The organism is Croceicoccus hydrothermalis, assembly GCF_022378335.1.
Taxonomy (GTDB): Bacteria; Pseudomonadota; Alphaproteobacteria; order Sphingomonadales; family Sphingomonadaceae; genus Croceicoccus; species Croceicoccus hydrothermalis.
In genome coordinates, this window is sequence record NZ_JAIQCI010000011.1 from 1 (window position 1) to 18,931 (window position 18,931).

Here is an 18,931-nt window from a genome sequence, read left to right on the forward strand (position 1 = left end):
AGCTCCTCGCCTTCATCGCGGCTGAAGACGCCCGCCTTGCGGAACATCGCATAGCGATGAGTGCCCAGCGGGAAGAAGCTGCCTCAAAGCAAGTCGGCTAACCTCACCGAAAGGAGGGCATCATGTCCGCCGAAACAATTGTTCAGCTACAACCTAAAGCCAATTGCGTGCCGATAGGGCGCAATTGCGCCGGAACGCTTGAGCTTGACCTCGACAAGCTCCTGGCGGGACGCCTGCTGATCCAAGGATCAAGCGGCGCGGGCAAGAGCGCTACCCTGCGCAGGATCATCGAAGAAGCCTTCGAATACATGACCACCGTGATCGTCGATCCGGAGGGCGAATTCGATAACCTTGCCGAGCATATCGGTGCCGCCACGATCAGAGCGGCAGATCTAACGACGGAAGGCATGACGTCCGCTGCAGTGCGCGCACGCCAACACCGAATTCCGCTCCACATCAACCTCTCCGACCTCGACGCCGAACAGCGGATCCTCAAGGCCGCGGCGTTCTTCGCCGGCCTCATGAGCGTACCCAATGAAATGTGGGCCAATACCATGCTCGTCTGCATCGACGAGGGGCACCTTCTGGCGCCGCATCTCGCCGGCACCGCGCAAGACGCTGAGACGCGCCGGCTCGGGGTCGCCACACTGACCGACCTTTGCGCCCGCGGACGCAAGCGGGGCCTCGCGACAATCGTGGCAACCCAGCGGCTTGCAAAGCTCAACGCTTCGGTCACCAGCGAGCTTCTCAACTTTCTCGTCGGCCTCAACGTGTTCGACCGAGACGTAAACCGGGCTGCCGATTTCCTTGGCTTCAACCCGAAAGATGCCGAGCGACTAAGGCAGCTCGCTCCGGGCGAATTCTTCGCGTTGGGACCAGCGCTGGCACCCGAACCACGCCTCTCGAAGATCGATCCGACGATTACGAAGCATATCGGGGCAACGCCCCAGCTGATCGGCTCAGCCGACATCAGTGCAGAGGAGGCCGCCCGCCTTCTCGACCTCGACGCGATGAAAGATCTCGCCAATTCGGGCGATGCCCGCAAACTGACGTTGCGCGGGACTCAGGCACTCGACTGCTTCTTGCTCAATCCGGTCGCGCCGACGGCTACGCAAGTCGTTCAAGCTCTCGCCCGAATCGCACCGAACGCAACAACAGCGAGCGAGCTTGCCGGCCATGTCGGAGCCGATCTCACGACCATCAATGACGCCATCGACGCGCTTGCGGCAATCGGCGCAATCGAAGGCACGCACCGGAACGACGATCGCATTGCCAGATTGAGCGCTCGTCTTCGCCAGAAGAATACCGGCGTGCAACTCGTCGGCCTCGCATGACCTATTGCTTCGACATCGTCGAGCTCACGCCTCTGGCGCCATCTCTGTCGTCCACCTCCAAGCCTCTCCGCGAAATCGCCTTCAGGCCGGACGCATGGCTTCCCGACGAGATGGACGATCTGGTCGCCATGTTTCTAGCAGACCGTCCAATCGGCGATATCGCAGACCGATTGGGCCGGACCAGGGCTGCAGTGCAAACGCGAATCTACGAACTCGGACTCAGGAGAAACTCAACCCAGCCATGGACAGAACAAGACGATAGCGAACTGTCGATGCGCTACGGCAACGAACCGACCGCGGCCGTAGCGCAATCCCTTGGCCGGTCTTGCAGCGCAGTCTATGCCAGGGCCTCGATCCTGGGCCTGAGCGAAGCGAACCCGCCGGGATGGACACAATGGGAGGACGCTCAGCTGGCGGAAGGCTACCGGCGCGCGATTCCCATCCAGCAGATCGCAATCCTGATCGGGCGCCCCATTTCGGGCACGGCCAGCAGAGCCAGCGCACTAGGTTTACGTCACCCAAACCATCCGGCTGACTGGAGCGATGCAGAGCTCGGTCGCGCGCTGCAGCTTGCTGAAGACGGGCTTCCATACCGCGAAATCATGGCAGTACTTGAGGCCGAAGGTTTCCCGAAGCGCAGCAAGGCCGGCTTCGGCAGCAAACTTCGGGCTACAGGTTACGGCCGCGGATGGGGCAGAAACTGGATCGACGAGGAAGACTGCCTCCTGCGAAAGGCCTACGCACAAGGGCTAAGCCTCACACCGCTGCAAACCCGGCTCGGCCGGTCGAACCATTCGATCCGCTGGCGCGCAGAATATCTCGGCTTGCGGGGCCACCATCCCAACAAGAACGGCTTCCGGCAGGGACCTGACTGGTCGGAGGACGATCTGGCGACGCTCCGCGAAGAATACGGACGGACGCCCACTCCGCAGCTCGCAAAGAAACTCGGCCGGACGAAGGCAGCGGTCTTCACACGCGCAAACGTGCTCGGCCTGCAGCATGGCTACATCAAGAGCTGGGACGACGGCGACCATGACGCCCTCGTGATCGCCTTCCGCAACGGCATCGCCATCGCAGATCTCGCACTCGCGCTGGACCGCAAGGCGATGTCGGTTTCGAAATACGCCAAACAGCACGGCTTCGCCTTCGGGCGGCGCCCTCGTTTGCCGTTTCCGCCATCTAAAGAGCTAATCCTCTCCTTGAACCCGAAAGAGGAGGGGGAGGGGCAAGAGCGCCTACAGATTAATAAGGAGGCTCATCATGCTGCTCACGACCGTCAGACCGACTGTAAGCCCGGAAACGATCACCAAGGTCACACGCCTGTTCAACGGGACGCCGGGCGACATACTGAACGAGCTCCTGCAAAACGCACGAAGAGCCGGCGCAAGCCGGATCACGATCGATTACGCCGAACTCGACGGCATGACACACGTCGCCGTGTCCGACGATGGATGCGGAATTGAAGATCCGGCCAGATTCCTCGCCTTGGGAAGCTCGGGTTGGAATCAGGAAATCGCACAGCGAGAAGATCCGGCAGGGATGGGCGTTTTCAGCCTGGCCGGACGCACCATTCTAGTCACTTCACGCCACGCATCGCACAAGACAGCATGGAGCCTGACGGTTCCAAGCTACGGTTGGACCGGCGATGTCGCGCTCGAGCTAGAAGAAGCCGCGCGCGATATCGGCACGACTATCAGCTTTGTCCTGCCGGACACCACCGCGCACTATATCGAGCGAAGCGTGACCCGCGCAGCGGAATTCTTTGCCTTGCCGGTTCTGGCGAACGACGTTGAAGTGCCGCGCCGGGACTTCCTCGCCGATGCGCTGCACATCACCGAATGGCAGGGGTCGCGGATCGGCGTGTTCACCGGCGTTCCTTCCTACAACAACCCGTCGGTGAATTTCCACGGCCTGACGGTCCAAAGTCGTTTCTACGACCTGGCTGAAAGCCTGGGCGGACCGCGCTACTTCACCAAGATCGAGATCGGCAACACACCCGACCTGCAGCTGGTCCTGCCCGCACGTAAGGAATTCGTCTCCAACTCAGCCTACAAGGCGCTGAAGGTCGCGTGCGAACGCGCGATCTACGAAGCAATCGGAAATCGGCCGAGCCACCGCCTGTCCTTCGACCAATGGAAGCGCGCCGGAGAACTTGGCATTACGCTGCCGGAGGCCGAATCCAAACTGCTCCATTGGAGCCCCGCGGTTGCGGCCGACGAAGACACACTCGCCGACCATAGCGAACGCGATGCCGATGCAGACATCATCATTGTCGAGCCGTTCGAACCCGTCATCGACCAGCCCCTGGCACGAGCCCTCCGCGACAACCCGCTAAGAAATCGCCTCGTCGAGCCACACACGCCCTTTGCGGGCTATTCCTGGTACGATGCCCTGCCTCGGCTATGCCGCGCGAGCTTCCACATCGCGCATGGCGGCGGATCCACGATAATTCGTTCGGACGGAGACGACACCTCCCCCGTGACAGAGAACATCGAGGCCGACCGCATCGAACTGACCTTCGACATCGAAACAGCCGGCTCGACAGTGCAGACGACCATCGAGACCGATCTCGCTTTCGGGATAGACGACGAGATCTGGTACGATACGATCGAGCACATCCGCGTAGCCTGGACGCCGTCGCCATCGCTGACGCCCGACACGCTCGTCGATCTCCTCGAGGCCGTCTGCTTTTGCGCAAGCAGCGATAGCGACGCCGATTCCTGGAGCACCCAACACGACCGGTTCCTGCGCGATGCGCGAAAGGCGGCCACCGAGATCCTCCTGGGCGAAGACGCCGCAATCTGCGGGCAGTTTCGAGACCTCATCCACCGCAATCGTTGGCTCCTGCCCAAGGGAAGAGGATTGGTCATCTCGGTCGGTGCAGAGACCGTCGAGGTAAAGCTCGATACAGCCGCGCTGGACGTGTGACATGCGTACTCCATCGGTCCTCTGCTACGGCGCGGGAGTAGACAGCACCGCACTGCTGATCGAACTCGAAGCCCGAGGCACGCCTCCCGACCTCGTTCTCACGGCTGACCCTGGCGCGGAAAAGCCGGAAACGTATGACTATCTTCGCATGATGCGACGCTGGATGGCCGAGCGGGGCATCCACCATGAGACCGTCCGCTATGTCACCAAGCGCTTCAAGAACTGGCCACCATACGAAGACCTGGCCGGATCGCTTCTCACCAATGGATGCCTGCCAAGCATCGCATTCGGGCGGCACAGCTGCAGCCTGAAATACAAAGCAACACCGCAGGAAGCCTACATCAAGCAATGGCCGCCCGCGCTGGCCGCATGGAACGCCGGGCAAAAGATTGTCCGGATGATCGGCTACAATGCCTCTCCCCGCGACACCCGGCGCTACGCACACGCTGCCCGCATCGACGATCCACTTTTCGACAACCGCTATCCGCTGCGCGAATGGGGGTGGGACCGCGATCGATGCGTACAGCGCATATGCGACGCCAGCCTGCCGGTGCCACCCAAGTCTTCATGCGTGTTTTGCGTCGCCATGAAACCCGAAGAGATCCGCGCGCTTCCGCCCCGCTGGCTGCGAATCATCGTGCTCATCGAAGCTCGAGCAGCCCCGCGGCTACGCACCGTTGAAGGTCTCTGGCGCAAAAGCACCAAGACCAAGCCGGGACGAATGACCGACTTCATCCGCACCGAACGGCTGCTGCCGGAGGACGAGATCGATACGATCGTCGCAAGCGCCCCTGCAGACCTTGTCCGCTTCCAGCAAATCGCCGCAACGCAGCCGATCGGGACGCGGCCGCACCTAGCCGCCTGGCTCGACCAGTTCCACGCCGGCATCAGAAAGGACGCCGCATGACACTCGCCATCGACAAACTCGATCGCACAGAGGCAATCGCCCGCCTCAACGACCGCGCTCGCCAAGGCCTCGACCGCCAGGCCGGGGTCGTTTTCACGACAAACCTGCTCAACAAGTTCAGCGACGGCGCGCACGCCAACGATATCATCGCGCAGGCGAGAATCATGAAAGCCATGCGCCGTTGCACGTTCTCCAAGGATTCACCGGAGCGTGACCTCAGCATTTTCGAAGTCGACGGCCACCGCATCATGATGAAAATCGACTATTACGATCCAACTCTTGAATGGGGATCCGAAGATCCGACCGACGCCTCGAAGACGCGCAGGATCATCACGATCATGGCTCCGGAGGACAACTGATGGGACACATCCGCCCGGCCCGCACAGATACGCGCGCGAATGTCCGAGCTGCGCTCAGACATCTGCGCATAGCGCGTGACCTTCTCAGAAAGGCCGACTGTCCGCGCGCGCTCGAAAAAACCCGCGCTGCCATCAAAAGCGCCGATGGTGCCGATCGCCACGCATCGCATCGCAGCATGAGGACCGCACTATGAGCAGACATATCGTGCCGCTCAAATTTGACGTTGAGGCAACCGAAGCTGTCGTCGGATGGGACAGGCCGCTGCAGACATTCTTCGTGCAGGTCTTTCGCGACGACGGCAACGGGGAGGACGAAGCCTTCATCTGGGAGGGCACGGAATTCGGCGAAATCGAAACGCCAGAAGCTGCCATCCGCTTTCTCGAACCGTATTGCCTGATCCCCAACGGGCTCAGCGCCACACTCCAGATCGAGCGGATGAAGACGCTCGCGGCTCACGATGGTCCTGCCCAGCAAGACGCGAAAGCATTCCTCGCCAAGCTGAACGCTCGGCGCCTCAAGGATTAGCAACTCCGCTCAGCTTCGCTCCATCAAGACCGACGCGCTCGCCCCATGGGCGGCGCGGATGCGCGCGGGTTCGCGCGCTGCCGGGCCGATGGCCCGGGGGAAGAGGGGGAAGGGAGAAGGTGCGCCGGACAAGGGGTCCGGTGGAAGCACCAGGAGACGTACAATGAACATCGGCAATCTGAAGAGCAACGACGAGGGCATCCACATCGGCCGCATCGTCACACTGACCTTCGCCGCCACGGTGGCGCTGCGCGAAGTGGTTTCGAACAACGACCGGGCACCCGCCTTCGACGTGATGGCGCTGTCGGCCGATCGCCGCAGCTGGGTGAAGATCGGGGCACTGTGGCAGTATTCCTCGAGCGAGAGCGGCGAGGTGTTTCTCTCCGGCCGGATCGACGATCCGAGCCTGGAAAAGCCGATCGATATCGCGTGCTTCCAGCAGGATGACGGCAGCTACAACGTCGCCTGGCGTCGCCCGCAGCGCAAGCGCACCCTGCCGACCGCATCCGCCGGCGACGACGGTCTCCCGCCGATGCCGCCAGTTGGCAGCGACGACACGCCCCCGTTAGGCGGCAACGATCCGTCCGGTGACGGCCTGGGCGAAAGCACCGCACCCGCGCCGAAGAAAGGCGCCAAGGCGAAGGAGCACGTCGACGCCTGATACCAATCCGATACCGAACTGCGCGGCAACTCCCCACCGCGATGACCTGGCGGCCCGTTCCAACCGGAACGGGCCGTTTTTTTGCCACCACCTCTCGCGTCTCCCTGCACATCTTAAAAGGAGAAGGGGGCAGGTGTAGGCGAACGATCAGATCGCTAAAGCAAGCAGACGCTTCACATCACTGGAATTCCGTATTATACGGACTTTACAAGGATTGCGGCATTCGCACCTTTAACTCGAACAACGGACACTCATCATGGGCACTCCACATCCACCAGTCGCCTCCTCAGAGGTCCAGAAGAAGTTTGGCTACTACTCGGACGAAGCCATGGCGCATCCACTTGAAATCGAGCGTCACGGAGCTGTTCGTCTCGTCCTGATGCGTGCCGACATCTACAAGGAAATGGCGCTCCGCGACCATGTCGCCGTCGCTGCAGAGGATATGAGCAATGACGACTTCCGGGCCCTCTCCAACGCCAGGTTCTCAAAAGAAGCCGACGACCTCAACGCCCTCGTGGACGAAGCCGCGACCAGCTGACATCATCAATTACCGCTACCTCTGGGCTCGCGAAGCGGCCCGAGGTATAGAAGAAGGCGCCAAGGCGCGTCCCTGCCTCGTCCTCAGCGTTGACGAAACACCCAGCGGAACGGTCATCTTCACGACGGCGCTCACGACAAGCGATCACACCGGAGCCAACTCGATCGCCCTTCCCGATGCCGTAAAAGAACATCTTGGTCTCGACTCCAGCTCCCGGGTGATCGTTACCGAGTATAATCGCTTCGTGTGGGTCGGGCCCGATATCGAACCCCTGCACGACGGACGTATTCATCTCGGCACCATGCCGTCCAAAATCGCCCGCCAGGTTCTCTCGGCGTTGCTTGCGAACCGGGGCGCCACGCAGGTCAAGCGCGAGTCCTGACCAGGCTGAGCGACGCGGCAAACCGATGCCTAATCCTCGCGCCTTCAGCCTAGCCGGACGGAAGCTCGCCCTAGAGGACTACCGGTGCTGCAGCCTCCGACGTGCGGCGACGACCAATCGGAATCCGCACCTCGCCCACTCGAGCAGGAGCGCTCCGCGATCGACAGGCGGCGAGGACGTGTCCTGAAGCAACAGCCGCGAACTCCCGCCAGAACGCATCCGTCAATGTCGGAGCCATTTCGCTGACAGCCACAAAGTCCCGGCAAAAACCGTCCGCCGCGCAGTGCCCCTGCCCCTCCGGGCAGACCGGGCCAACACCGAAATATCGGGCCGTGTTGGTCGCTGCGCGACCTGCCCGCACCACCCCGAATTTCGATGTTCCCCTTCGCTGACGCTCCGGTGTCCCGGCCCGCTCCTGCGGGGCTCGATAAGGGGCACCGGCGGACGGTTCGCCGGAACCATTGGAGGCTTACGAAATGAACAACGTCAACCTTGTCGGCCGTCTGGCCAAGGACCCCATCGCCCGCGACAACGGCGACACCCGCATCACCGAGCTGACGCTCGTCACCGAACGCCCCCGCATCCGCCAGGGCAAGACGCAGAAGGACCCCGAAACCGGCTACACCATCACCGACGCCGAGTTCCACAAGGTCACCATCTTCAACGGCATGGGAATGCCGATCCGCGAGCACAAGGCGAAGGGCGACCAGCTCGCCGTCACCGGGCGAATCCACTACACCCGCTGGAGGGACGCCGACGGCAACGACCGCTACGGCTGCGAGATCATCGCCGAGAACGTGATGTTCATCTGACCAGAAAGGGCGGCGCTGCGGCGCCGCCCTTCTCGTTTCACCCATCAGGAGGAACCCATGAAGGACTTCGGCCTCTTCGCCGAGCGCGATATCCCGCGCGCCGAGCGTATCATGCACGAGATGGAGCGTTATGCGGACCGACGCGAACGCTTCCTCAATGCCATCGACCTAGATGAACTCGATCGCGCAGCCGCGTTCGCCATTCTGCGCGACGACGACGATCTCGCCGAAACACTGGCATTCGGCCATCTGTATCTCGCGCATCTCTATAACCTGGAAGCTCAACGCGCCGATATCGCGGCAAACCTTGCGATGGCGGCTTAGCTGCCGTGCCGGTGTCAGCACTTGCGTGGTTTGCGTTCATTCGACCGGAGGTCGGCCAGAATCATACAAAGGGCCAAGACCCCAGCCTGGCGGCAGGTCCAGATCGGTTTGGTCCAAATAGGTCAGCGTTCCGGCCTTGTAGTGGTCGCTCTCTTCTAAATCCGCACGAGCAGTCCGCATCGCAAGCATCAAAGCCTGAATGCTGTCGATCCCGGCAGTTTCCTGGCTGCTAGTTCGGTCCGGCCATTGGATCCGCCAACGACAGCGATACTCGCCCCCGGGGGCAAGGACTGGCGCTTCGAAGTGCACTAACACTTCGCCGTCCGGTGCTGAAAAAGTGCGTTCCACGAATGCCATTGGACCACTTTATGCCGCCCAGCGACAATGTCTGCAATGGATCGATAGCCGAAAGGCAGGTTCTGCCGAAACGAGTCATGTTGGGTGCCACGGCCAAGCAGATCACAGGAACCCAACAGATCGCCACCGGCACCGCCGGGGTGGCTCACGATCGTCTCGCCAAACCGATAACAAATAACTCTCACACTGTAGTCCAAGTATGGCACGCGAGCTTGGCGGTCCGTCAAGGATCCGCGGTCCCCCCAATTTTCTCGACACCCCTCCGCTTCGCTCCAGGGCGCCGACAAAATCGGCTCCCCCGCGTCCCGCTTCGCGGCGGCCCTGCGGGCCGTCCCTGACCTCCCTGAGCATCGCGTGCCTGATGATGAGTGTCATCAAGAGGATGACGGATTCAGAAAATTGGAGGCTTATCATGCAGAAGTTCAACTCATTCGCCGACCTCGCAAACGCCCGCATCCAGCTGGCAGACAACCGCGAAGAGGTCACCGAAACCTACGATGGCGCATTCATCGAACACAGCGATCTGGCGAAACTCTCAATCGTCGAGGAGCCCGTCGCTGCCGAGATGCCCGATCCCGACATGGCGCGCCGCGCGGTGGAGATGGCAATCGGCACGATCTTCGACGTCCTGAAAGACACGAGGATGGAGGAATTCGCGCAGCAGCTTGCCTGGGGGATGGTCAACTCCTTCCACATGACCGCCCGCCTGGCCGAAGGTCGCGAAGACGAAGCAGCGAAGAAACTGGGCGAGATGGCCCGGCACTTCGATCCGTCGGAAATCTACGCCGTCGAACTCGAAGAAACGCAGCTGCTCTGCCAGACGCTGCAGGGTTGCCGCGAAGCGCTCGAAGCCATGCGCGACCACGCCTCGGATGTCTACCGGGTCGAAACCGGCCGTCCATTCACCGCCACGCGCGGATCGCAGGTCAGCAAGAACGGGGTCACCGCCTCACAAATCCAGGCACGGGACTACCTCGCTGCAAGGGCGCAGGAACGCCGCGCGCAATACACTCCTGAGGGACCGATGGTGGTCGTCTCGGGCGGACAAGAGGGCTGGCACGACCACCACATGATCTGGGACATTCTCGACGACATAAAGGCCCGCATCCCGAGCATGGTCCTCGCAACGACCGGAATGCGCAAGGGCGTCGATGCAATGGCCGCCTCGTGGGCGCAGGCAAACGGGGTCAAGACGATCCTCTACATGCCCGACCGGAAGCTCGGAAATCGCGCCCCGTTTGTCCGCAACGAGAACCTCGTAAAGCTCCGCCCGGTCGAAGCGCTAATCTGCGAAGGTTCCGGCATCCAGGCGAACCTCGCCCAGCGTCTCCGCACAGCCGGGGTGCCCTTGCACGTACGGCGCCTCACACAGCAGAGCGAGACCATCGCGCGACGGGCGTAACGCCCTTCGGGAGGCTCCGGCATCCGCCGGGGCCTCCCTTCTTCTTTTGTCGTGCATTACCGCGGCTCGGGGGCATCGAGCCCCGTCGCCGCGGCGGGGAGGCGGCTATCGCCGGTCGATTGCAAAGCAGCGGGACAGAACGAACGCCTCGCACAAGAACATCATAACACCGGTCCGCCGGATCGCTCGCCAGCAGGTGCCTGACGACACCGTGCGGCATCGCGCGGCGGACCTGCCACAGGACAAATCGCGAGCGCAGGAGCGGCCGTTGTCGGCCGCAGCAAGATGCACCGTCAGTGGCCGGCGCCGGCGGTCCCTTGCAGGCGGTCGGCCATGCGGCCGAACTCGCCATGCGCGGTCCGCCTCGCTTCGGATCACAAGCCCGCCAGGACGAGCAATGAAAGATGAGGGGGAGGGGAGATGACGAGCAACAGCAGGAGGAAAAGATGCTCGTCACGTTTCGCATCATCGACACCGAAACACACCTTCACTAGACCCCGGCCATCCTCAGCGCACGCGAGCTCGCCGCACTGTGCCAACTCCTATCGGACAATTCGCTCATGCCCGACCTCGACAACGGCGAGACGGAAGGATCCGCCTATCACTTCGAAGTCGCTGCCAATGGCTTGGCACTGGCGACCTTCGCCCGCGTTCTGTCCTTCCGAACGGATGTCATCGCCGTCGTTGAAGAGGCCCAATTCCTCGGCCGAACGCTGCGCATCGAACGCTCGGAATCGCAACTCAACACGCTGCTGCGCGTATCGAACCACATCGCTCTTACGCCAGACCTCATGATGGCAGAAGAGCTCGCCCACAAAGCGCTCACCGCCCTCAGGCTCACACCCGATAAGCGGACGATCCGACTGTCCAAGCTGCAAGAGCTGTTGCAGAACCCCTCAACCTCAAAAGCATTCGAAGATCAGCAAATTGGCACGATCTTCGACGCGTTGGCACGCGTCGCGTTCGTGGATTGCGGAGAGCAAATCCCGCGTCTCGAATGGGCATAAGCCACCTACATTATTTTCCGACCGACTAGCGAAGCCTCCACGCTATCGGAAACCTCGAAGGGCGCCCGGCTATCGCCGCGGCGCCCTTCCTTTTGCATGATGCTATCGCGCCGGGCACTGCCCCGCCTCGCTGGCAATCCTTACCGGCGCCTGCGCGCCTCGGATTGCGACGCCTCGGCAGGGCAGGGAGGGAAAACCTTATCACAGCCTTCCCATTGCACCACACGGGAGCGACCGCCTCAACGATCGGCGGTCCCCCCAATTTGCTTCGCAAATCGGTTCCCCCACCGCCCGCTTCGCGGCGGCCTGCGGCCGTCGTTGACCCGATCGCTCCCGCGCGCCCGCAGAAGCCCATCATTCATAAGAAGATGGAGGCTTACGATGACCTACAATATCACCACCTACGCCGCGCAAAACACGCTTGCAGCCGATGCCATTATCGCTCGCTCGATCACTCTCGACGAGAAGATCCAACAGGCCGAGCGTCGCTCCTTCCACACCTTCTTTGACATCCACGTCATTGAGAACGAGGACGGCACCTACAGCCTCTTCGAAGAAGGCGACTACGGGGCGATACCGAACCACCTGATCGACAGCATCACCTACACCGCTGACGGCAAGATGAGCGATGAGTTCTGACACGGATGAGGGGCCTCGCGCCCCTCATCTTTCGTCTGTTTGAAATCGGTCGTCAGGGGCATCGAACCCCTGCCGACCGAGTGACGCATAGCGTCACGCCAGAGCCGCAGAACCCTTCGGTTGTTTCAGCAAATCGATCGCCACCTTCGGCTTCATCGCAGCGCTCAATTCCAGGATCTCGATCGCGTTGGGTCTGCCGACTTTCTTGACCAGCTTTTCCAGGGCTTTTTGCTGCTCTTCCTCCTCGAGTTCCGCGAGCCTCTTTCGACGCTCCTCAACCTCTTTCTGAGCCTGCTCCAAAGCCGCGCGTTCGCGTTCCACTTTAGACACCATTTCACCACCTCGTTAGCGTTGCATCCGAGCGCGAATACTATCGTATTCGCGCGATCTGCAGAACTGCTTTTTGGACACTGGGTTGGTCGGATTTGTAGGCGGTGGAGATGGCGTTGTTTTCCGGATCCCTTACCGGCAATGCCGGCAAGGGACCGCGCTCTATTCGCTAGGTCCCCCGATCGCCCGGAACAACGGGCGACCGGCGAACCAAGCTCACCGAGCCCATGCTTTGCATGGTCTCGGCCCATTCGGGTAACGATCGCATTCCGGCCCCATCATCCAGGTCACGCCGAAATGCCGATGCCCTGGAGAGCCGAATACGCCCTGGCTTACAGCCAAGGGCTATCGGCTCATTCGCCACCCCAAAACGGTCCGTCCTTACGGCCGATCACCTTGCAGCAGGTCTCCGAGATCAAGACTCCTACCCACAGGACAGACTCAGGACAGTCGTACCCCTCCAAGTCCCTGATTTAGCACACCCTACACCGCAGCGCGGTAGGGGATTAAGACGGTATTACAGTCGTTTAGCCTCCATTTGCGGTCTTGCAAAATGTTTCAGGTTGGTCCCCGCTCGCGGAATTTGCCGACATTTCCGGTATTTACGCCTGCAACATCTTGCAAGACGCTTTCCACTTTCCTCCCGCTTTCAGCTGCTCTATAATCGACGCTGCGATATCCGAGCCATGCCCACACAACACTGTGGGAATGGACATGAAAGAATCACTCAAGGGCGTCGGCGTCGGCCTCCCGCCCGGAATGCTTACAGAGCTCGACGCCTATGCGGCGACCAAAGGGCTCTCCCGTTCCGAAGCAATTCGGGTCGCAATTGCCGTAGGGCTCCCGATGCTCAAGCTCGGGCTCGCGGTAAACACCCAGCGCACCCTCGCAATCCTCGAACACACGCAGCTGGCGCTCTCCCTGCTCGTTGAGCGGCAATACCCCGACGACGCCGGCGCGCTGGTCGACATGGCCTTCCAGAACGTGGAAGAATACCATGCCTGAGGATATCCGCTTCAGCAAAAAAGCGGCCACGCTGACGCACGATTCCGCTCGCGGAAAAGTGGTGCGCAACACCGACAATTTCACGCGCGGATCGCAGCTGTTCCACCATCAGATGATGATGACCTGGGCAGGGGTCAGGTTGCCGATCTTCGTGTGGTTTTTCACCACCCTCGTCGTGCTGGTGATCCTCAGCCTTATCTACTTCCAGAAGCATGAGATCCAGCTGGTCCTCATGCGCACCTTATCGGTGCTATGGGACTGGGTCGCGCTCGACCCGCTGAAGTCTGTGAACCTCACGCTTCCGAGTGGCCGGATCGCCGAGATTACCATGCACGGCGTGCCCTTTCATCCGGCCGTCCAAGCCGCATGGGAAACCGCCAAGCGCATAAGCCTCGCTTCGGCTGTCGCAGGCGCCTTCATCTGCGCCCCTCTGACCATCTGGTTCGTCGACTATTCGCGCAAGCGCGGCAGTGAAATTCTCAAAGAACGTCACGAGCGCGGCGCCATCCTGATCGACCGCGAGACCCTCGCGGCCGAAGTGCGCCGCCACAACGCGATCGAGCACGCCAAAGAGTGCGCCGCACGTCAACCGGCCGTCGCTCCCGACAGCGTCCTCAAGCAGACTGTCCGCGCCCGGACGCGGGCAGGATTTCACGTACCGTATCAGTTCGCCACGGTCCCGATGCCGTGGCGGCTCGAGCAAAGCCACGCCATGCTGATCGGCACCACCGGGTCGGGCAAAACCACCGAGCTGAAGAAGATCGTAAGGCAGGCGCGCGGACGGGGCCACCGCTGCGTCATCTTCGACCTGACAGGCAGCTTCGTCGAAAGCTTCTACGACCCCAAGACCGACATTATTCTCAACCCGATGGATCGGCGCTGCCAGCCCTGGTCGATCTTCAATGACTGCGATAATTACGCCGAGTTCATGAGCGCAGCTTCGGCGCTCATTCCCACCGGCCATAACGCCGAAGACGACTTCTGGCAGAAAGCCGCGCGCACGCTGTTTGTCGAGATGTGCATGAAGATGCTGACGATGAACGTCCGCAGCAATGGCGGGCTCGCCTATTACCTGATGCAGGCGGACCTCAAATCGATCAGCCGCCAGCTGGAAAACACCGTCGCTGCCTCACTGGTCGCAACACAGGCCGCCAAGATGGCGGAATCGATCCGGGCGACCTTCACCGCCAACGCGAACGTGATGCGCTTCCTGCCCGAACCGGCCGCAGGTGAGGAGGGCTTCTCGATCAACAAATGGATGACCCAGGACGTCCAGGAGGGATCGATCCTCTTCATTACCTCGACCCATCCCGATCTCGTCCTCAACCGGCCTCTGCTGACCTTGTGGATGGACCTTGCGGTCAACTCCCTCTTCCGGATGGGACGCACCCGCAACCTGCGCACCTGGTTTCTGCTCGACGAGGTCCACGCACTCCATCGGCTTCCTGCCATCGAGCATGGTCTGCAGACCGCGCGTGCTGTCGGCGGTGCCTTCATTCTGGGAATGCACTCGTTCGACAAGCTGGCCGAGACTTACGGCGAGAACGGAGCGGTCAATCTGGGCTCGCTCGCGCGCACCAAACTCGTCCTCGCAACAGCCGATATCGAGACGGCCAAGCGCTGCTCGGATTTCATCGGCAACCGCGAAGTGCGGCAGATGGATGAAGCCTACAGCTACGGCTACAACAATACCCGCGACGCCTCGACGATCACGCCCCGCAAGCAGATCGAAAATCTCGTGATGCCCGATGACATCACGAACCTTCCATCGCTCCACGGCTTCGTCAAATTCCCCGATGGTTTTCCCGCTGCGCGTATCAAGCTCGAATGGGAAGACTATCCGGTACGGGCCGAAGGCTTCGAGCGCGTCACGACCATGCGCGCCGCCGACTTCACCCCTCCGTCCGATGATAGCGCGGATGTGGGGGAGGGCGGCCGGGAAGGGGATGCGCCCGAGAACGAGCCGATACCCGTCATGCAGATCGACGAGACCGAGAAGTCGGAAGCGGAAAAGGCGGCGGAGGTGTTGCGCGAGGCGGTCGAGGGCGGCGTCCAGCAGCATCACAGCGACGACGAGAAGCAGATCGCTACTACCAGGGACGAGCGGGCCAGCTCAGAGCCCACTCAGACCCGGCCGGGCGACAAGCGATCGGTGCGCGGAAAACTGCGCTGGTCCGATCACGAAACAGACCATCAGCGCGAGAAATCCCGCCAGCAGCGTAGCGGCGAGAAAGGCGATCGCAATCCGCTCACTGCGCGCCCGCAACGACCGGACCAGAAGACTTCGTCGCGGCAGCGGGAGGACGATCAGGAAAGCGAGATCACCCGCGAAGACCGCCGGGGGTTCGGCGTCGAGCAGAAGCACCGTGAAGCCCATCCGGAAGCCGAGAGCGACCTCGATATGGACGTGGAGCGCTAAGCCATGCTGTCAGTTGCACCTGTCGGATCTGCAGGCGGAGCCGCCCACTATTTCGCGAAGGACGATTACTACCTGGGCGACGGCCCTGGAGAGCTGAGCGAGTGGGGCGGGAAGGGCTCCGAAGCGCTCGGCCTGAGCGGCGACGTCTCCAAGGATGACTTCGAGAAGATCCTCAACTCCACGCTGCCGGACGGCACTGAAGTCAACACAGCGGCGAACCGGCGCGCGGGCATCGATCTCACCTTCTCGCTCTCCAAATCGGCCAGCGTCCTCGCGCTCGTGACCGGGGACAAGCGGATCCTCGAAGCGCATCAGAACGCGGTCAAGCAGACCATGTCCTGGGTCGAGGGCAAGTTTGCAGAGGCGCGCGACTACAGCCGCAACCGCAATGGCGAGCCGGTCCGCACCGGCAACCTGGTCTATGCGCTCTTCCAGCACGACACGAGCCGCAAGCTCGATCCGCAAAGCCATATCCATGTCGTGGTCGCGGCGGTCACGCAGACGGTCGAGGGCAAGTGGAAGGCGCTGTGGAACGGCGAGTTGTGGCGCAACAACAGCGTCATCGGCTCTGCCTATCATGCGTTCGCGCGCAACGAGCTCGAGAAGATCGGCTACCAGACCGAGATCACCGGCAAGCACGGCCAGTTCGAGATCAAGGGCGTCTCCAAGGACGTCATCCAGGAGTTCAGCCAGCGCCGCGAAGAGATCCTGCAAAAGGCGAAGGAAGTCGGTGTCACCACGCCGAAGGGTCAGGACAAGGTGGTCGTCAACACCCGCGACCCGAAACTCAACGTGGAGGACAAGGAAGCGCTGCGCGAAAACTGGCAGCAGCGCGCTGCCGAAAAGGGCTTCGACGGCAAGGCACTGGTGAGTGAAGCGCGCGCTCGCGGGGGCGAAGCACCGGAACAGAAGATCGGCTCGCCCGAGCGCGTCCAGAGCCTCCTGGGCGCGATCAGGGACACGATCGGCAACTACACCCGTCCCTCCGATCCGCTCGCCACCAACGGTATCCAGCGGGCCTTTCTGACCCCATCTGAATTGCGCACCGAAATGGCCGTCGCTTCGGCCGTCCGGATCCTGGGACAACGCGAAGCGGCGTTCGCCATGGAGCAAGTGGGCAAGACGGCCGTCGACCTGGGATTGAAGGGCGTGACCGTCGACAAGGTCGAGGCGCGGATCTCGCAATTGATGGAGAAGGGCGAGCTGGTGCCCGGCGCAACGAACCGGCTCGATCATGCCATCACGCATGTCACCACGCCCGAACACATCGCGCAGGAACGGCAGCTTCTTGGCGAGATCGACCGGGGGCGCGGTGCGGCGCAGCCCATCGTGGGCGCCGGCGATATCGCGGAACGCCTGCAAGCGGCTGCCGGCGAGCGCCCGCTCAATGGCGAGCAGATCGGAGCGGCCACGCTCGCCTTGTCGACCAGCGATCGGATCGTCGTCGTCCAGGGCGTTGCCGGCGCGGGCAAGACCACCATGATCGAGACCATGGCCGGGGTGGCGCAAGAGGAAGGCAAGGAGGTCCTCGGCCTCGCATTCGCCAACAAAATGGTCGCCATGCTCCGTGACGAGGCGAAGATCGAGGCGCAGACCGTCTCATCCTTCGTCAATGCCCATATCCGCGGTGCCAGAGCCGGGCAGGGTCCCGGATTCGAGGCATCGCGCGCGCAGCTCGCCGGCAAGGTCCTGGTGCTCGATGAAGCCTCGCTTGTCGCTAACGACCAGATGAACAACCTCGCGACCATTGCGAACAGCCTCGGAGTCGAGCGTCTGGTGATGATCGGCGACCGCCAGCAGCTGCAACCGATCGACGCGGGCAAGGCATTCAGCCTCATCCAGAGCCACGATCCGGCGATGGCGCGCATGGATACAAGCCTGCGCCAGAAGACCGAGCATATGCAGCAGGTCGCCACGCTGACGCGCGAGGGCAAGTTCAAAGAGGCGTTCGAGGTGCTGGGCCCGCGCGTGCAGAGCGCTGGCAAGGACGAAAGCCATATTACGATCGCGGCCGACAAGTGGCTCGGGCTTTCACTGGAACAACGGGAGGGGACGGCGCTCTATGCTTCGGGCCGCTCTGCGCGCGCGGAGCTCAACGAGCTCGTCCAGCAGGGGCTCAAGAGCGAGGGGGCGCTAACAGGGGAGGGCAAGCCGCTCACCACGCTTTCGCAGGTCAACGCCACGCGCGAGGAACTGCGTTTCAGCAGGACCTATAATGGCGGACAGATCCTCGACGTGGTCCGCAACTCACTTCCAGCAGGGCTCGAGCGCGGCCGCTACGAGGTCATCGGCCACGATGCGCGGGGCCGGGTCATCCTGCAGGACGAACAGGGCAGGCAGATCAAGTTCGATCCCGCCAAAATCGACCCGACCGACAGGCGCGATGCGATCCAGCTGTCCGAAAAGGACGAGATCCGGCTGCATGAAGGCGACAAGGTCCGCTGGACGGCGAACGACAAGGATCGCGACCTGCTCAACTCCGAACAGGCCAAGGTGCTGGCGGTCGACGAGAACGGCGTCCGCATCCAGAATGCCAAAGGCGGGATCGTCGACCTGTCCAACGGCGACAAGATGCTCGAGCGGCTCGGGCTCTCCTACGCGATCAACATGCACCAGGCCCAGGGCATGACCACCGATAACGGCATCGGGGTCATGCACTCGGCCGAGCGACACTTGTCGAACCAGCGCCTGACCCATGTGATGGCGACGCGCGTGCGCAACGATATCGAGATCGTCACCAACGACAAGGACCAGCTGCTCCGATCGATCGAACGCAATCCCGGCGACAAGTCGAGCGCGCTCGAGATCATCGGTGAGAAGAGCGTGGACCAGCGCGGCGAGCGCCGCGCCGACGCGGATTTCAGCCCCAAAATTCCCGAAGCACTACGCAGCGACACCGACAAGCTGCCGCCGATGCCGGGTCTCACCAGCGAGAGCATGAGATCCGTCCCGCAACTCGATCTGCCCGAACGCAACATCGAACGAAGCCGATAGGAGCCGG

18 protein-coding genes are annotated in these 18,931 nt (G+C 62.0%); 16 read left to right on the forward strand and 2 right to left on the reverse strand.

Going from position 1 to position 18,931, the window contains the following annotated elements; genetic code table 11:
• Positions 1-122: 122 nt before the first annotated feature.
• The 10 genes from K4G67_RS08705 (at position 123) to K4G67_RS08750 (ending at position 8,771) form a co-directional block, all read left to right on the forward strand.
• Positions 123-1,334 (forward strand): helicase HerA domain-containing protein, encoded by a 1,212-nt coding sequence (locus K4G67_RS08705; RefSeq protein WP_239806000.1) that lies wholly within the window; start codon positions 123-125, stop codon positions 1,332-1,334.
• On the forward strand, positions 1,331-2,797 hold the full coding sequence (locus K4G67_RS08710; RefSeq protein ID WP_239806001.1) for a hypothetical protein: 1,467 nt from the start codon (positions 1,331-1,333) through the stop codon (positions 2,795-2,797). Before K4G67_RS08705 ends, K4G67_RS08710 begins: the two co-directional genes overlap by 4 nt.
• A 1,466-nt stretch (positions 2,798-4,263) precedes the next feature.
• Positions 4,264-5,169 carry an adenine nucleotide alpha hydrolase family protein gene (locus tag K4G67_RS08715; RefSeq protein ID WP_239806002.1) on the forward strand — a complete coding sequence of 302 codons (906 nt, stop codon included), beginning with the start codon at positions 4,264-4,266 and terminating at the stop codon, positions 5,167-5,169.
• A complete protein-coding gene (locus tag K4G67_RS08720) occupies positions 5,166-5,528 on the forward strand; it encodes a DUF3768 domain-containing protein (protein WP_239806003.1) in 363 nt (120 codons plus the stop codon). Before K4G67_RS08715 ends, K4G67_RS08720 begins: the two co-directional genes overlap by 4 nt.
• 190 nt (positions 5,529-5,718) lie before the next feature.
• Complete coding sequence (locus K4G67_RS08725; protein WP_239806004.1) at positions 5,719-6,054, forward strand: hypothetical protein; 336 nt, start codon at positions 5,719-5,721, stop codon at positions 6,052-6,054.
• Between the two features lie 163 nt (positions 6,055-6,217).
• Positions 6,218-6,715 carry a DUF736 domain-containing protein gene (locus K4G67_RS08730; protein ID WP_239806005.1) on the forward strand — a complete coding sequence of 166 codons (498 nt, stop codon included), beginning with the start codon at positions 6,218-6,220 and terminating at the stop codon, positions 6,713-6,715.
• A gap of 256 nt (positions 6,716-6,971) precedes the next feature.
• Positions 6,972-7,253 (forward strand): type II toxin-antitoxin system Phd/YefM family antitoxin, encoded by a 282-nt coding sequence (locus K4G67_RS08735; RefSeq protein WP_239806006.1) that lies wholly within the window; start codon positions 6,972-6,974, stop codon positions 7,251-7,253.
• Positions 7,165-7,635, forward strand: coding sequence for a hypothetical protein (locus K4G67_RS08740; RefSeq protein ID WP_239806007.1), 471 nt, complete (start codon positions 7,165-7,167; stop codon positions 7,633-7,635). Before K4G67_RS08735 ends, K4G67_RS08740 begins: the two co-directional genes overlap by 89 nt.
• A gap of 476 nt (positions 7,636-8,111) precedes the next feature.
• Complete coding sequence (locus K4G67_RS08745) at positions 8,112-8,447, forward strand: single-stranded DNA-binding protein (RefSeq protein WP_239806008.1); 336 nt, start codon at positions 8,112-8,114, stop codon at positions 8,445-8,447.
• Positions 8,448-8,504: 57 nt separating this feature from the next.
• On the forward strand, positions 8,505-8,771 hold the full coding sequence (locus K4G67_RS08750) for a hypothetical protein (RefSeq protein ID WP_239806009.1): 267 nt from the start codon (positions 8,505-8,507) through the stop codon (positions 8,769-8,771).
• Positions 8,772-8,807: 36 nt separating this feature from the next.
• On the opposite strand, the gene K4G67_RS08755 is transcribed toward K4G67_RS08750, so the two are convergent.
• The gene (locus K4G67_RS08755; RefSeq protein WP_239806010.1) at positions 8,808-9,119 is read right to left on the reverse strand and encodes a DUF6968 family protein; all 312 of its coding nucleotides are present in this window, start codon (positions 9,117-9,119) and stop codon (positions 8,808-8,810) included.
• 421 nt (positions 9,120-9,540) lie between these two features.
• Here K4G67_RS08755 and K4G67_RS08760 point away from each other — a divergent pair, with 421 nt between their 5' ends.
• The 3 genes from K4G67_RS08760 (at position 9,541) to K4G67_RS08770 (ending at position 12,176) form a co-directional block, all read left to right on the forward strand.
• Complete coding sequence (locus K4G67_RS08760) at positions 9,541-10,530, forward strand: DUF2493 domain-containing protein (RefSeq protein ID WP_239806097.1); 990 nt, start codon at positions 9,541-9,543, stop codon at positions 10,528-10,530.
• Positions 10,531-11,090: 560 nt separating this feature from the next.
• The gene (locus K4G67_RS08765; RefSeq protein WP_239806011.1) at positions 11,091-11,537 is read left to right on the forward strand and encodes a hypothetical protein; all 447 of its coding nucleotides are present in this window, start codon (positions 11,091-11,093) and stop codon (positions 11,535-11,537) included.
• 381 nt (positions 11,538-11,918) lie between these two features.
• A complete protein-coding gene (locus K4G67_RS08770; protein ID WP_239806012.1) occupies positions 11,919-12,176 on the forward strand; it encodes a hypothetical protein in 258 nt (85 codons plus the stop codon).
• A 93-nt stretch (positions 12,177-12,269) separates the two neighbouring features.
• On the opposite strand, the gene K4G67_RS08775 is transcribed toward K4G67_RS08770, so the two are convergent.
• Entirely contained in the window at positions 12,270-12,497 is a 228-nt protein-coding gene (locus tag K4G67_RS08775) for a hypothetical protein (protein WP_239806013.1), read from the reverse strand.
• Between the two features lie 723 nt (positions 12,498-13,220).
• Here K4G67_RS08775 and K4G67_RS08780 point away from each other — a divergent pair.
• Genes K4G67_RS08780 through mobF form a run of 3 tightly spaced genes read left to right on the forward strand, consistent with a single transcriptional unit; the run spans position 13,221 to position 18,924 of the window.
• Positions 13,221-13,511 carry a ribbon-helix-helix domain-containing protein gene (locus K4G67_RS08780; protein ID WP_239806014.1) on the forward strand — a complete coding sequence of 97 codons (291 nt, stop codon included), beginning with the start codon at positions 13,221-13,223 and terminating at the stop codon, positions 13,509-13,511.
• Positions 13,504-15,930 carry a type IV secretion system DNA-binding domain-containing protein gene (locus K4G67_RS08785; RefSeq protein WP_239806015.1) on the forward strand — a complete coding sequence of 809 codons (2,427 nt, stop codon included), beginning with the start codon at positions 13,504-13,506 and terminating at the stop codon, positions 15,928-15,930. The genes K4G67_RS08780 and K4G67_RS08785 overlap by 8 nt, the downstream gene beginning before the upstream one ends.
• Positions 15,931-15,933: 3 nt before the next feature.
• Entirely contained in the window at positions 15,934-18,924 is a 2,991-nt protein-coding gene (mobF, locus tag K4G67_RS08790; RefSeq protein WP_239806016.1) for a MobF family relaxase, read from the forward strand.
• Positions 18,925-18,931: the final 7 nt, after the last annotated feature.

Excerpts from the sequence above, each read along its gene's own strand:
- K4G67_RS08765 (WP_239806011.1), top strand. The coding sequence starts at position 11,091 with ATGCCCGACCTCGACAACGGCGAGACGGAAGGATCCGCCTATCACTTC.
- K4G67_RS08745 (WP_239806008.1), top strand. The coding sequence starts at position 8,112 with ATGAACAACGTCAACCTTGTCGGCCGTCTGGCCAAGGACCCCATCGCC.
- mobF (WP_239806016.1), top strand. The coding sequence starts at position 15,934 with ATGCTGTCAGTTGCACCTGTCGGATCTGCAGGCGGAGCCGCCCACTAT.
- K4G67_RS08785 (WP_239806015.1), top strand. The coding sequence starts at position 13,504 with ATGCCTGAGGATATCCGCTTCAGCAAAAAAGCGGCCACGCTGACGCAC.
- K4G67_RS08710 (WP_239806001.1), top strand. The coding sequence starts at position 1,331 with ATGACCTATTGCTTCGACATCGTCGAGCTCACGCCTCTGGCGCCATCT.
- K4G67_RS08760 (WP_239806097.1), top strand. The coding sequence starts at position 9,541 with ATGCAGAAGTTCAACTCATTCGCCGACCTCGCAAACGCCCGCATCCAG.
- K4G67_RS08740 (WP_239806007.1), top strand. The coding sequence starts at position 7,165 with ATGACGACTTCCGGGCCCTCTCCAACGCCAGGTTCTCAAAAGAAGCCG.
- K4G67_RS08730 (WP_239806005.1), top strand. The coding sequence starts at position 6,218 with ATGAACATCGGCAATCTGAAGAGCAACGACGAGGGCATCCACATCGGC.
- K4G67_RS08780 (WP_239806014.1), top strand. The coding sequence starts at position 13,221 with ATGAAAGAATCACTCAAGGGCGTCGGCGTCGGCCTCCCGCCCGGAATG.
- K4G67_RS08715 (WP_239806002.1), top strand. The coding sequence starts at position 4,264 with ATGCGTACTCCATCGGTCCTCTGCTACGGCGCGGGAGTAGACAGCACC.
- K4G67_RS08725 (WP_239806004.1), top strand. The coding sequence starts at position 5,719 with ATGAGCAGACATATCGTGCCGCTCAAATTTGACGTTGAGGCAACCGAA.
- K4G67_RS08750 (WP_239806009.1), top strand. The coding sequence starts at position 8,505 with ATGAAGGACTTCGGCCTCTTCGCCGAGCGCGATATCCCGCGCGCCGAG.
- K4G67_RS08735 (WP_239806006.1), top strand. The coding sequence starts at position 6,972 with ATGGGCACTCCACATCCACCAGTCGCCTCCTCAGAGGTCCAGAAGAAG.
- K4G67_RS08770 (WP_239806012.1), top strand. The coding sequence starts at position 11,919 with ATGACCTACAATATCACCACCTACGCCGCGCAAAACACGCTTGCAGCC.
- K4G67_RS08705 (WP_239806000.1), top strand. The coding sequence starts at position 123 with ATGTCCGCCGAAACAATTGTTCAGCTACAACCTAAAGCCAATTGCGTG.
- K4G67_RS08720 (WP_239806003.1), top strand. The coding sequence starts at position 5,166 with ATGACACTCGCCATCGACAAACTCGATCGCACAGAGGCAATCGCCCGC.